The following is a 12236-nucleotide window of genomic DNA, read 5'->3' on the forward strand; positions in this document are numbered from 1 at the left end:
GGCTCACTGACTCGCCGGCGTGCACAGACGTGGCGCTCTTTATTCATCGCGCCGTGCACCTCGCTGCGGCCTCGCTGAACGGCCTTTTTGAACATCCTGCGGATTGGTCGGAGAGCATCAGCGAGTTTCAATGACCTAGTGGTCCGTGAACTGTGCAGCAGTGCTGTTCGGTGAGGTTGGCGCTTGGAAAACTCTCTCGTTAATCCGTCTCAAACGGTGGAGACCGCAAATCACTCGCGCTTCTCCGCTGGTGCGACAGTGGCCAGTCTGAGCCATGCTTCCATCCTGCTCCCGGCGGTTGGACTCGGCATTCTTCTCGTCCTGCTCTGCGCTCCCATCTTCGGCGACCTCTGGAACTTGTGGTGGAACCGATATGGATTTTCGCATGGATTTCTGGTCCCTCTGATCAGTCTCTATCTCGCCTGGCTGCAATGGCCCGCGTTGAGGCAGATTCCGGTTGAACCAGCGATTGGGCCAGGGTTGCTATGGCTGGTGGCCGCGACGGCGTTGCTGCTGGCGAGCGAAGTTGCCGGAATTATCACCACCGGAAGCCTGGCCTTCATTCTGGTACTCGCAGGGCTTGTGCTGCTTCTGTGCGGATATGCCTATCTGAAAGCGCTGGCGTTTCCGCTCGGCTATCTGATCTTCATGACGCCCGTCCTCGATGGTCTGACTGAACCACTGGTCTGGCCCTTTCAGCTCCTGACCGCGACCATGTCTGCCGCGATCCTGCAGGCGCTCGGCATTCCCGTTCTGCTGGAGAACAGCATCCGCATCATCTTACCCACTGTGACGTTGGAGGTCGTTCGGGAGTGTAGCGGGGCCGGATTACTCGTTGCCGTTCTGGCTATCGGATTGCCGCTGGCCTCTCTCACGCTACAGGCTTGGTGGAGCCGGATCACGCTGGTGCTGTCGTCGGTCCTGATCGCGATCGTGGCGAATTGGGTTCGCGTGGCGGTCATGGGAGTCTACGCTCAAGCGGGAGGCAAGGATCTTCACGGTCCGTACCATATTCTGCAGGGACTGTTTGTCGATTGGGTTGCATTCGGGTTTCTCTTCCTGGGGGCCTGGCTGTTGGGCAGGATGGAGCATGCTGCGCCGACGCCGTCTTTGCATGAGGAGAACGAATCCTCCAGCCAAATCATCTCTCTTGGTCCGGCATCGAATCGCGCCTGGTGGCTGGCGTGCTGCACGCTTGCGGCAGCGACGGTTGCTTTGTATGCGCTTGAAGGAGGGACGGCGGAGCTCAAGAAAGACCTGACGACGTTCCCGACCGTCATCGGTGACTGGGTCATTGACCATCAGCAGAATAGCGAATCACTCGTTGGCTTGCCGGATGCGGATGAATCATTTGTCCGGAGCTATCGTGCATCTGACGGCCGTCGAGTGGCGCTCTCTGTTGCGTATACAAGGACCCAACGCCAGGGGAAAGAACTGGTGGGAATGGGAACTGCCCCGCTTCATGAGAAGGCCAACGCCACGGTTTTGCGGGTCGAGGAAGGATCGGTCCCGGCGAATCGTACCATCATAGACCGTGGCCACCGATCCATCCCGGTTACGTTCTGGTATCACATCAACGGGACGAGCTACGCCGACCGCAATCTGGCCAAGCTGGCGACCGTCAAACAGGCCTTTGTACGCGGACGTACCGATGGCGCCCTCGTTATGGTGTCTACTGAGCCTCGGAAAGACCAGAGCGAAGACTCCTGGCAGACGCAGGAGGCATTTGCCGCCGCTGTGTTCCCTCTCATGCAAGAGTATCTCCCATGAAGATGAGTGCCGCACTCACCATCCGCGTAGTCACTTCGCTTGAGGAATTCAAGGGGCTGGCTCGCGAATGGGAGGAGTTGCTCGACAGGGTGCCGGGGCACAGTCTCTTTCTCACCTGGGAGTGGTTGTACTACTGGGCGACACATCATCTGGAAGACGGACAACTGAGGATTCTTCTCGCGTCCGACGAGCACGAATGCCTGGTGGGCATTGCGCCGTTGTATCTCCGCAGGACGAAGGCTCAAGGCCTGATCTCCGTCCGTGAATTGAGGTGGCTGGGCAGCGAAGCCGTCTGTTCGTCGTATCTCGATTTCATCGTGCAGGAGCGACACAAGCCTGCCCTGCTTCAACGCCTCTACCGGTATCTGTTCAATGAGGCACGGGGCGAGTGGGACATGCTGACGCTCTCCGATGTGCCTGCCGAGTCCTCCACGCTCGATCTGTGGAACGAGCTATTTGCCGAGGCAGGGAAGGTCGGAGAGGTGGTGCGTATGACCAGCTGTCCTGTGGTTCGGTTGCCGAGAGATGTAGGTAGCTATCGAGCCGGCCTGGGACGGAACCGGCGGTATACCTTGCAACGAAAGACGAAGTGTCTCGCAGAGGCCGGGCGGGTGCATTTTACTCGGGCCACAAATCCTGCGGATGTCGAGGCGGCGTTCGAGTCGGTGGTTGCCCTCCACCAACAACGATGGAGTCCTCGGCCCGGCGGTGGCGTATTTGCGGATGAACGTGCGAAACGGTTCCACCGGGACATCGTGAGGGTATTGAGTGAGCGCGGTCGGGCCAGCCTTGATCTGTTGTTGCTGGATGGTCGGCCCATCGCAGGTATCTATGGATTTGTCTATCAAGGCGCCTATTATTTCTATTTGCCGGGGTTCGCTCCGGACGTGCTTCCGAAAGCCAGTCCGGGCCTGCTCGTGCTGTACCACCGCATTCAGCAGGCCATCTGTGACGGCGAGCGGATGGTGGATCTATTGCAAGGCGCACAACCGTACAAACTCGAATGGTCTAACGATATCCGAAGGTCAATCACGCTGCGCTATTACAACCGGTCCGTTCGAGCTGTGGCTCTCAAGCTGCTGGAGAGCGGAAAGCAGGCTGCCAAGATATTGCTGAGGTAGAACGAGGGTCGGTCGTACGAGCGAGTCGCAAGGAGGCGTCGGTCGTGAAGCTGGTTGTCACGGTGGATGTAGAAGAGGATCAATGGGGGATTGTTCCGCATTGCCATGCGACCGCCCGTAATGTGTACCGCCTTCCGACGTTGCAGAAGCTGCTCAATGAGTTCGGCATTGTCCCGACGTATCTTCTGACCTATCCGGTGGTGCGGGACCCACACGCGGTCGGTATCCTCCGGGAAATCTTTGATGCCGGCGAGTGCGAGATCGGGACCCATTGTCATCCCTGGAATACTCCGCCGTATGAAGAACCTTTGAATAAGCAGAACAGCATGCTGTGCAACCTGCCGGCGACTCTGCAGTTCGAAAAGTTGCAACGGTTGCATGAAGCCATTCAGAACAACTTTGAGACGGCTCCCGTTGCGTTTCGAAGCGGACGGTGGGGATTCGATGCGGAAGTTGCCAGAAACATCGTGCGGCTTGGCTATCGTATCGACACGTCTATGACACCGTATACCTCGTGGGCACAAACGTCTGGCCCCGACTTTTCGTCTGTCTCCCCTCGGCCCTATACGTTCATGGCGGAATCTCCCACTGACCGGAATTCGAGAGGCGCTCTTGCGGAAATTCCGGTCAGCATCGGCTACCTCCATGGCGAGTTTCAGGCCTGTGCGAAGCTGGCGGAAAGGCTCAGAAGTGGCCCGCTGCGCCGGCTTAAGCTCGGCGGTCTTCTGTCGAGATTGCAGGTATTGCGAAAGGTCTGGCTCTCTCCGGAAATGGAAACTCCGACCAGGATGATGCAGCTCGTGCGGCAGATGAGGCATCAGGGCTATGAGGTCCTGAATCTCGTGTTCCATTCCTCGGCGCTCATGGGAGGATGTGGGCCATTCGTACGCACGCAAGCCGAGGAGCAGGTGTTTTTGGAAAAGCTGCGGTTGTTCCTCCGCCTCGCAAGCAAGAATGGGGTCGTATTTGCCCCTCTTTCCGAAGCCGCCAGTCGCTCCTTTCCGCTCACGGCTGATTCGGTGACCATGCGGGACTCGCAATCGTTTGCAACCAGGTGTCCCGCGGGCATGGCCTAGTCGGGTTCGCGAGCACCGCACAATGATCGCCTCAGCGGGCCTATCTCAACAGGTTCCAACACAAGTTTGCTGTGGTTCGAGTCAGGCTGAACGGAGGATTCTTTATCCCGTGATGACGGCTATATGTAGCGGTATGGACTGGGTGAGTCCCAAGTGTTGTGTCGGACCTTTCCCCTGATCGTATCAGACAAATTCCTAGTGTGAAGTCTGCACAGATCTGATAGGGTTGGGCCGCATTCGGTTAGAAATAGCCCAGCTATTGTCCGCTGCGATTCGGGGAGGTCACTATGCGTAGTCCTCAACTCGAGCCCACCGTGACACGGACACTCACCTGTCTCCACATGCGACTCATCGATCGTATCCGCTGCGAGGATGAAACAGAACGTCCTCTCTATCGATGCCTCGAATGCGGAGCCGTCATTCACGATCCCCATACTGCCGCGAAGGCGTCCTCGTGACCCTGCCGGTCAGGCAGTTTGCGCAGGCCTCCGCCTAACGAAGAATTCCGCTCACGATCAGTTCGACTGCCTGCTCAGGATTCAGCCCGCGGGCCATCAGCGTTTCCAATTCCTTCTTATCCACGCTTCCGATCGCGGCCTCGTGGGTGACTTTCGCCTCCGGGTGAAAGACTTTCACAATCGGGACGGCGCTGGCATGAGCCCGGCCCTGCACGATTTCCATACAATCCACGTGGCCGCGGGCGCCTTTGGCATGGGCTTCGGTGATGCCGGTAATCTCGGCGGAGGCGTCGCCTTCCAGCACCACACGCGTCCTGATGAGGCTCCGTGATCGTTCGCCTCGAAGGATCACGGATTCTTTCAGCGTGATGCGGTCGCTCTTGTGCCCGAAGATTTTCGCACTGAGCTCGGCGAGACCCTCCTCCTCCACTTCGACGAGATAGTCGATGTCCAGATTTCCCACGGAGCCGGAGAGCAAGGAAAAATCCGAGAAATAGCGTGCGCCCTTGCCGATCTTGATCGTGGCATGGGGCAGGACCTGCATGCCCCCGTGCAGGCCATGGTAATGGCCTTCGGTATAGGTCAACGACGCGCCGGGACCGATCGTGATCACCGCCTGCATGCGATGTTGGGCCGCTTGGGCCACGGGAAAGAGGCAATGAGAGAGCACTCGCGCCTGCGCCCCCTCCTGCACCTGCACGTCGATGGCGATCTGCTGCACCCCCGTGGGGTGAGTCAGGCCGAAGCACATGTGAATCGGCTGATCGATGGTGACGCCCGCCTCAACCACTATTTGCCCGATAAGGGCGTCCGGGGTTTCTTCCAGTTCGACGCGCAAGCCGGGGACGGTCCGACGGCTCAGGATGTGATGCCCTTGCGCGACGACATGGGCGATGCCGGAGTCGTCGAGGATGGACGGCTCGGCACCCACCAGGGGCAAGACGCGCATGAGTTGCTCAAGGTCGGACATACCCACAAACCTCCTCGTCGCATCGTACACAGGTTCGTCCGCGGAAATGATCCACGGCCTCGCGTGGGCTGCCGGAAAAGACAATGCGTCCGGCGCAGAGTTGGGACGCTCGATCGGCAATGAGGGCCACCTCCTCCTGATGTGTGATCAAGAGGACCGATCCGCCGGCTTCCTTCAGGGCGCGGATGATGTCGATGATGTGGTTGATCGAGAGCATATCGATGCCCGCCGCCGGCTCATCGAGGACCGCCAGTTTGGGTTTCATCGAGAGGACGGACGCAAGCTCGATCCGGTGGCGCTCACCGCCGCTCAACGCCTTGTCCAGCCGGCGCGTTAGGTAGCGGTCCGGATCGAGCCCCACCCGCTTCAGTGCCGGTTCGGGATCGCATTCCGGTTTGCCCAGGCTGAGATATTCGCGCACCGTCACGCCTTCGAATCGGGCCGGCTCCTGCCAGGCGAGTGTCAGTCCCAACCGGGCGCGTTCATGCATCTTGAGAGGCAGAAGATCCGTTCCGTCCAATCGTACCCGCCCGGCACTTGGTCTATACCCTTCGCAACCCATCAGGACATAGGCGAGGGTGGTCTTGCCGGAACCGTTGGAGCACAGCAGGGCATGGATTTCCCCGGCTTGGACCGCGAGGTCCAGCCGATCGAGAATCGAATGACGATCGACCTCAAAGGTCAACCCCTGAATGTCTAGCAAGGGAATGGTCATAGCAGCGCAGCCATTGCGCGGGATCGAAGTGCATCAGCTGTGCCCGTGGTGTAGCTGCGAAACGATGGCCTCCCGGTTGTCGTCAGGCTGTTGAACGTCGCCTTTTGCGGCAGGACGGTCACGTCTGTTGGGGAGTTCCTCCTCAGCGTGCGAAGTCATCTGCGGCGGTCGTCGGTGTCATGGATCGGATCGGCCGAGCAGCTGGTGCGGCTCGCGAAGGACTGCTCAAAGATCGGAGATCATGGCATTGTCGTTGCGTCTACTGTAGCTGTTGCTGCGCGTCTGGACGCAAACCATGGTCGATGTCAGCACGTTCATTCCACATCAGCTCTACAAGGAGGCAGCGTATGGAGACCGGCACCAACCAATCGTGGTACGACATTGTCGAGACCTATCCGAAGGCAGACAAGGTCGTGCAATATTTTTCCGGCAAAAAGGGTAAGGATCTCAAGATCTCGAGCGGTACCATCACGTTAGGGCTTTTCGGCAAGCCCTTGCAGGAGTTCGCGGCCAACCCGGCGGATTTCATTCGGCGCGTACTGGAAAGTGATGGGAGAAAGGTGAACGGCGTGAAAGTCCTGTTTCGCATGCCCACGAAAAGACGCCTGAGCAAAGCGAGGGGCTGGGGCTTTTACGGGAAGTGCCACTGGGTGCATATCGACGAGCCGCCAGAGGATGAATCATGTTGGATCTGTTACGACTTTGAGGATCCTTGTTTCCTGACGCCACTGCGGTAGCATGAGGGCGTCAGCGGGGTAGTCACGTATGTTCAGTGGCCCCCGAGCAGCTCATCGTCAAGTGTGACTGCCGAGCGCGCCCCCAGGGGCCATGTCGTGTCCAGCCCTTGCTTTGCACGACGAAGCGGACTGTTGTGAAACAGGTTCGGAGGGGCGCGGGTAGGCGCAGGAAGAAACCCGTTGCCGAGTTCAATCGATCTCGCCAGTAACAAGGCCTGCGGTCGGCTCATTGGGGCGGTTGCAGGAAGGGGAGTCATCCAGTAGAGTGGAAGGGTCTGCTCCGCCATGCCTGTGGCCGGAGCCCCTTCTTCTCACACCACTTATCGGGAGAAACAACGGTGGGTTGGAACAAGCTGATCTCGATCGGGCTGCTCCTGTGGTATCTGGCTGTGTCCGTCTGGATGGCGCAGGCGCCGGTGGATCCCCAGTTCTGGTTGCTGGCGAGCATTCTGCCGGCCCTGTTCGTCGTGCTGTTGATTGTGACCCATCGTTACCTGCCCTTGTCCCATACCTCCCATGCGCTCATTACGGCCTTTCTCACGCTCCACACGATCGGCGTGCATTACACCTACGCCGAGGTACCTGTCGGAGTGTGGATGGACCAGGTGCTGCATCTCGGACGGAATCACTTCGACCGGATCGTGCATTTCAGCTTCGGCTTCTTGCTGGCCTATCCGATGGAGGAGCTGTTTCGTCTGAGCGCGAGTATCCAAGGGTGGGTCGTGTACTATCTTCCCGTGATGACGGTTCTTGGATTGAGCGGACTCTGGGAAATCATCGAATCGTGGGTGGCGCGCGCCGTGCACCCGGAGTTGGGGGTGACGTATTTAGGTTCGCAGGGAGATATCTGGGATGCGCAGAAGGACATGGCGGCTGCGCTCTACGGCTCGTTGTTGTGCATGACGCTGCTCCTGGTGGTGCGCGCCTTGCGAGGGGCCGAGTCGGCGCTGGAATCCGAAGCGGCGCTTTCCGAGTAGACGGCATGGGTGTGATGGCGAGGGAGCAGAGTGGAGTGAGACCGAACGATCGCCCGATCGTGACGGGGCTGCTCATCACCTATGGGCTGTTCTGGATCGGCCTGGCCATTGCGCCGGTGGATCGGCAGGATTGGTTCCTGGAGAATCTGCTCGCAGTCGCGCTCGTGGCGGTGCTCGTCCTGACCTATCGGCGGTTCGCGTTTTCCCTCCCTGCCTATTCTCTGATCCTGGCGTTTCTGCTGCTCCATGCGGTCGGCGCCCATTACACCTATTCTGAAGTTCCCTTCGGGTTTTGGCTGAAAGATACGCTGGCGTTGAGTCGAAACCCGTTCGATCGCCTCGTCCACTTCGCCTATGGGTTGCTCCTGGTCTACCCGCTACGCGAAGTGCTCATGCGTCTGGCCGGCGTGCGGGGCAGGTGGGTGAGTTATCTGGCGATCAGCGGGATTCTGGCGCAGAGCGGATTCTTCGAAGTGATCGAGGCGATCGTCGCGATGATCGTCAGCCCTGAACTCGGCAGTCTGTATCTGGGGACGCAAGGCGACGAATGGGATGCGCAGAAGGACATGGCGGCCGCGTTTTTCGGCGCGCTTCTGACCATCACCGGCACGATGTTCCTGCGTCGGGATGAACGGCTCTCTACCTAATGGAATCACTCGAATGATTCTGCTATGATCCGGAGCAGATTTGGGTCAGAGATGATACTCAGGCTTACGACGGAGGGCGCCATGAATACTCCACGACTCGATCTGCCGCCCAGGACTCCCGCACCAACCTCCCACTGCCTCCATAGCCGCCTCGTTGATTGCGTCCTCACGGATAAAGGCGAAGAAACCGGCACTCTCCGCTGTTTGGAGTGCGGTGCAATCATTCCCGATCCGATTCCTGCATCGGCGCGGTAATTTTCCCTCACTGGCTTCATCGACAGGGAATCGGCACTCCCCCTCATTCTGTGCGACTTCCGGCCGTGTCCCGGCCCTGCTCAAGGATATCCGCCGGTCTGCCTCTCATTACGGCCAATAATTGGCGCGTGCTTTGACGTAGGCGAAAACGATATCCCGCCGCGCGACCATGCCGATGAGCTTCTGGTCCTTTACGACCGGGAGACGGATCAGGTGCCGTTCCTGGAGGACATGAATCAGGTTCATCAGCGGCGTCTCTTCGGTGGTGGTGATGACCTCGCGGGTCATGATCTCCGAGACTGATACCTCGCGAAGATCCCTCCCCTGCTCGACGGCTTTCAGCAGATCGAACTCCGTGACCAGCCCTCGCAAGGTGCCATCTGTCTCGGTAACCGGGACACTCCCGAAATTGTGCTCGCTCAAGAGTTCTGCAACGACCATGGCGCTGGATGCCGGGCTGACCGTGACGACGGCATCCTCCATGATCTGACGGACGATCAGTGTTTTGGGATCGCAGGCGTGGACGAAATATTCTGTGGCTCTCATAGGACCCTCCTTCCGTTCCACCGTGGAGTGAGGTGACAGGACTCTATGATTCAGGTGAAATTTCCCCCTTTCGAAGAGGAGCAAGCTTGGTGCCACTGCCAGTCTTTTCAAAACCATCAAGGTGGGAGAGGAGTCAACCGTTTGGATCTTGGGGGCTCTAAGCGAACCGTTTGAAAGCATGGCGGTCCTGTCGGAAATGCGCGGATGGCGAGTGATGCCAGGGCAGGCAGGCGGTTGCATCCGTGTTGGTTGGCAGGCAGGCGTTGTGGATATTTGCGACAGGGCACGGCACCGCTGCTGCGGAAATTCTCCGCAGTCTTATTCGGCCCTGAAGCCTCCGCCGACCTCTGAAGCCCCTGTGTTGTGCCGATCGCGACTAGAGGAATGTTGGCACGCCTGTTGCGCCTGATGGAGGCGAGGTCCCAACAGCACACCGACGCATGTTGGAGGACATGATGAGTGTCGCACGGAACATCGTTGTTTTGGTCGTGTTTATCGGAGGATGGTCGGTGGCTGCCTGTGCGCCGCCGACTCCGAAAGTTACCCCATCGGTTGCGCCACCTATGATCGAGCGGGAACCGGTTGCGCCGGTTCGCCGGCAGGACCAGCCGTTCCATCCGATGGTGTAGGACGGTATAGGGTTTGATCGAGGTGCCATGGGTAAATTCATTACCATCATTCAGGGCCATCCCGATGCGCAGACTCGACATTTCTGCCATGCCTTGGCGGACGAATATGCCAAGGGTTGCGAAGACGGCGGGCATGAAGTGCGACGTATCGAGGTGGCCCGGCTGGAGTTCCCTTTGTTGCGGACGAAAGACGAGTTTGAAAAGGGCACACCGCCCGATTCGATCAAGCAGGCTCAGGATGCCATCCGGTGGGCGGATCATCTCGTCATTTTCTACCCTCTCTGGCTGGGGTCGATGCCGGCGCTCCTCAAAGCATTTCTCGAACAGGTATTTCGTCCCGGCGTGGCCTTTGAGTATCGAGCGCAGGGGAAGATGGCGAAGAAACTCTTCACGGGGAAGTCGGCTCGTATCGTGGTGACCATGGGCATGCCGGCGTTGGTGTACCGATGGTTTTTTCTGGCTCACAGCCTGAAGAGTCTCGAACGAAACATCCTCGCTTTCTGCGGGATCAAGCCGACGAGGGCCACCTTGATCGGTCAGGTGGAGGGCATGAATGAGCGGCAGCGGGCGAGCTGGTTGGACGAGATGAGGGGCTTGGGCGATGTAGGGAAGTGAGCTTACCCCGTTGATCTTCTATGATCTTCTATGTTCGGACCTGTGTCTAGGCGGGAGGGAGGAGGCCGCATGTCGCGGATCAAAGCACTCAGAGCGTCGATCGAGAATAAAATCGATGCCTTGGAACAGCAGGCACAGGCGCTGGAAGCGCAGCTTACGCAGAGCAAGGAGCAGGCGATCCAGCGGCTGGAGCAGGGCAAACAGCAATTGGGGGACGTGGTCACGTCGGTGCAGGCCGACCTGAGACGGTCGAAGGACGTGGCCGATCATATAAGGGCGGAGGTACAGGCCAAACTGGACCACCTTCAGGTGCAGTTGGCGTTAGGCAAGGCGGACGCTCGTGATGCGTCCGACGAACAGCGGGAGAAGATTTTCAAAGCCTTGAACGAGTTTGAGACCATTGTCGATCAGAAATTGACGGGAATGGCGTTCGACTCGGGGCGGTTGTGGGAACAGCTTGTGGGACGATCGAACAGCCTCGACGCGGAGTTCGATGCCCTCACACACCGCCTGCCGGCTGAGGGCAGGCAGCCGCCCATGATGGTCGAGGCAACCAAACAGGAGCTGCTACAGAAATTGCGCGCCTATCGAGACGATCTCAAGGTAAAGCGTCAGATGGTACGAGCCAGGGCCGATACGTTTGAACTCGACTTGCGGGAAGGGCTGGAGCAGATCAAAACAGCATTTCGCAGGTTGTTTGAGTAACAGAAACCCGTCTTCTCAGCCGCGCAGACTGCAGGTCGGTGGCCTCTCGTGTACCTGTATCCAGCTTCTGGCGGATGTCCGTGCCGGTCATGACCAAGCCCTGGGCATTGCCCAACGGCGGCGCTCAATCAAATGTTAATCAAGCCCCCCAGGATCCTGGTCCTGGCGAAACCTGTGAGGCGTGGGCGGAGTCGCTGTGAAGCTGAGCCCTGGTCTATTGAGATGCCTGATGAAGGGCCTTGGGTTGCGGCTTGTGAGTCTTAGGCAATGACGCGTCGGCAAACATCTCATCGCGGATTTGGGCGAGGGCCTGTCCCAAGGCGCGATTGAGGCGATCGCCTGGCCGTACCTCACTGTTGGGGGTATAGTCCTCGTTAAATTTCGCATGACCTATATCGGAGCCCACGACTTCGCCCGTTGGCTTAAGCAATGTCATCGTGACGCGCGTCTCGCCGTTGGTCGTATAAGTATTTAATCTGAAAGCACCGGCGAGCTTGTCTGAATAGTAGGGGACGAAGGTCCACAGCTTTCTACGGTGGTGCTCGAAGAATCGTTCGACCTGTCCCGTGAGAATGAGGTCGGGAGCCGCGTCATAGAAGCTCACCTCGCGGAACACGCCATGCGCCGACAATTCCGCGACCACTTGTTCAGTGAGTGCCTGAGTCAGCTGAGAGGGCGGCTTATTGACATAGTCCTCTGCGATCACCCCGTAGCTGGAGTGTCCCGAGAGAAGGTCGTGGGACGCGAGGAACGGATGTACTTCCACGCTGGCATCGATAGAGCGATTGAATTCGGACGGAGGAAGGACGAGGTGTGGCTCGTAAGTGCTCGAACAGCCTACGAGCAGAGTAGTAAGGAGGGAACCTTGCAGCACCTTATGCAGTGTATTGTCCGTGGTCATATCTGTTCTCTGACACTCTTAAGTAAGTCAGCAATAACGGTGGGTGGTAACTAGGTGAATCCCCGGCAGAGGGTGCACGACCTCTTCAATTGCACCATGATCTGGGAATGTGAT

Annotated in this window: 14 protein-coding genes; 10 read left to right on the forward strand and 4 right to left on the reverse strand. The window is 58.6% G+C overall.

The genetic code is table 11. The annotated features are described in order from the left end of the window. Window positions 1-258: 258 nt before the first annotated feature. Genes xrtW through NSND_RS16150 form a run of 3 tightly spaced genes read left to right on the forward strand, consistent with a single transcriptional unit; the run spans window position 259 to window position 3967 of the window. Window positions 259-1770, forward strand: coding sequence for an exosortase W (xrtW, locus tag NSND_RS16140; protein WP_159450830.1), 1512 nt, complete (start codon window positions 259-261; stop codon window positions 1768-1770). Continuing rightward, complete coding sequence (locus NSND_RS16145) at window positions 1767-2891, forward strand: GNAT family N-acetyltransferase (RefSeq protein WP_080879970.1); 1125 nt, start codon at window positions 1767-1769, stop codon at window positions 2889-2891. The genes xrtW and NSND_RS16145 overlap by 4 nt, the downstream gene beginning before the upstream one ends. Window positions 2892-2935: 44 nt before the next feature. Then, complete coding sequence (locus NSND_RS16150) at window positions 2936-3967, forward strand: polysaccharide deacetylase family protein (protein ID WP_080879971.1); 1032 nt, start codon at window positions 2936-2938, stop codon at window positions 3965-3967. A 492-nt stretch (window positions 3968-4459) separates the two neighbouring features. Here NSND_RS16150 and NSND_RS16155 read toward each other — a convergent pair whose 3' ends face one another. Together NSND_RS16155 and NSND_RS16160 are read right to left on the reverse strand one after the other, a co-directional pair. Then, a complete protein-coding gene (locus NSND_RS16155) occupies window positions 4460-5395 on the reverse strand; it encodes a SufB/SufD family protein (RefSeq protein WP_080879972.1) in 936 nt (311 codons plus the stop codon). Beyond that, window positions 5382-6110, reverse strand: coding sequence for an ATP-binding cassette domain-containing protein (locus NSND_RS16160; RefSeq protein ID WP_080879973.1), 729 nt, complete (start codon window positions 6108-6110; stop codon window positions 5382-5384). The genes NSND_RS16155 and NSND_RS16160 overlap by 14 nt, the downstream gene beginning before the upstream one ends. Before the next feature lie 347 nt (window positions 6111-6457). On the opposite strand from NSND_RS16160, the gene NSND_RS16165 reads away from it, so the two are divergent. The 4 genes from NSND_RS16165 to NSND_RS21335 all read left to right on the forward strand — a co-directional run bounded on the left by NSND_RS16165 (window position 6458) and on the right by NSND_RS21335 (window position 8726). Next, a complete protein-coding gene (locus tag NSND_RS16165) occupies window positions 6458-6847 on the forward strand; it encodes a hypothetical protein (RefSeq protein WP_080879974.1) in 390 nt (129 codons plus the stop codon). A 338-nt stretch (window positions 6848-7185) separates the two neighbouring features. Beyond that, window positions 7186-7824, forward strand: coding sequence for a DUF2238 domain-containing protein (locus NSND_RS16170; protein WP_080879975.1), 639 nt, complete (start codon window positions 7186-7188; stop codon window positions 7822-7824). A gap of 35 nt (window positions 7825-7859) precedes the next feature. Beyond that, window positions 7860-8471: a DUF2238 domain-containing protein gene (locus tag NSND_RS16175; protein ID WP_235000281.1), complete on the forward strand. Its 612-nt coding sequence runs from the start codon at window positions 7860-7862 to the stop codon at window positions 8469-8471. An 81-nt stretch (window positions 8472-8552) separates the two neighbouring features. Then, window positions 8553-8726 carry a hypothetical protein gene (locus NSND_RS21335; protein WP_159450831.1) on the forward strand — a complete coding sequence of 58 codons (174 nt, stop codon included), beginning with the start codon at window positions 8553-8555 and terminating at the stop codon, window positions 8724-8726. Window positions 8727-8834: 108 nt separating this feature from the next. Here NSND_RS21335 and NSND_RS21340 read toward each other — a convergent pair whose 3' ends face one another. Next, the gene (locus tag NSND_RS21340; RefSeq protein WP_159450832.1) at window positions 8835-9272 is read right to left on the reverse strand and encodes a CBS domain-containing protein; all 438 of its coding nucleotides are present in this window, start codon (window positions 9270-9272) and stop codon (window positions 8835-8837) included. Between the two features lie 452 nt (window positions 9273-9724). On the opposite strand from NSND_RS21340, the gene NSND_RS21345 reads away from it, so the two are divergent. The 3 genes from NSND_RS21345 to NSND_RS16195 all read left to right on the forward strand — a co-directional run bounded on the left by NSND_RS21345 (window position 9725) and on the right by NSND_RS16195 (window position 11221). Beyond that, window positions 9725-9901: a hypothetical protein gene (locus NSND_RS21345; protein WP_159450833.1), complete on the forward strand. Its 177-nt coding sequence runs from the start codon at window positions 9725-9727 to the stop codon at window positions 9899-9901. Window positions 9902-9928: 27 nt separating this feature from the next. Further along, entirely contained in the window at window positions 9929-10516 is a 588-nt protein-coding gene (locus tag NSND_RS16190) for an NAD(P)H-dependent oxidoreductase (RefSeq protein WP_080879979.1), read from the forward strand. Window positions 10517-10585: 69 nt separating this feature from the next. Beyond that, a complete protein-coding gene (locus NSND_RS16195; protein WP_080879980.1) occupies window positions 10586-11221 on the forward strand; it encodes a hypothetical protein in 636 nt (211 codons plus the stop codon). A 214-nt stretch (window positions 11222-11435) separates the two neighbouring features. Here NSND_RS16195 and NSND_RS16200 read toward each other — a convergent pair whose 3' ends face one another. Then, on the reverse strand, window positions 11436-11987 hold the full coding sequence (locus tag NSND_RS16200; RefSeq protein ID WP_143833588.1) for a hypothetical protein: 552 nt from the start codon (window positions 11985-11987) through the stop codon (window positions 11436-11438). Window positions 11988-12236: the final 249 nt, after the last annotated feature.

It is taken from the genome of Nitrospira sp. ND1 (genome assembly GCF_900170025.1).
Classification (GTDB): Bacteria; Nitrospirota; Nitrospiria; order Nitrospirales; family Nitrospiraceae; genus Nitrospira_A.

What these genes read in the sequence shown, in the direction of transcription:
- NSND_RS16145 (WP_080879970.1), top strand. Translation starts at nt 1,767, where the DNA reads ATGAAGATGAGTGCCGCACTCACCATCCGCGTAGTCACTTCGCTTGAG.
- NSND_RS16155 (WP_080879972.1), bottom strand. Translation starts at nt 5,395, where the DNA reads ATGTCCGACCTTGAGCAACTCATGCGCGTCTTGCCCCTGGTGGGTGCC.
- NSND_RS16165 (WP_080879974.1), top strand. Translation starts at nt 6,458, where the DNA reads ATGGAGACCGGCACCAACCAATCGTGGTACGACATTGTCGAGACCTAT.
- NSND_RS21345 (WP_159450833.1), top strand. Translation starts at nt 9,725, where the DNA reads ATGATGAGTGTCGCACGGAACATCGTTGTTTTGGTCGTGTTTATCGGA.
- NSND_RS16195 (WP_080879980.1), top strand. Translation starts at nt 10,586, where the DNA reads ATGTCGCGGATCAAAGCACTCAGAGCGTCGATCGAGAATAAAATCGAT.
- NSND_RS16190 (WP_080879979.1), top strand. Translation starts at nt 9,929, where the DNA reads ATGGGTAAATTCATTACCATCATTCAGGGCCATCCCGATGCGCAGACT.
- NSND_RS21340 (WP_159450832.1), bottom strand. Translation starts at nt 9,272, where the DNA reads ATGAGAGCCACAGAATATTTCGTCCACGCCTGCGATCCCAAAACACTG.
- NSND_RS21335 (WP_159450831.1), top strand. Translation starts at nt 8,553, where the DNA reads ATGAATACTCCACGACTCGATCTGCCGCCCAGGACTCCCGCACCAACC.
- NSND_RS16160 (WP_080879973.1), bottom strand. Translation starts at nt 6,110, where the DNA reads ATGACCATTCCCTTGCTAGACATTCAGGGGTTGACCTTTGAGGTCGAT.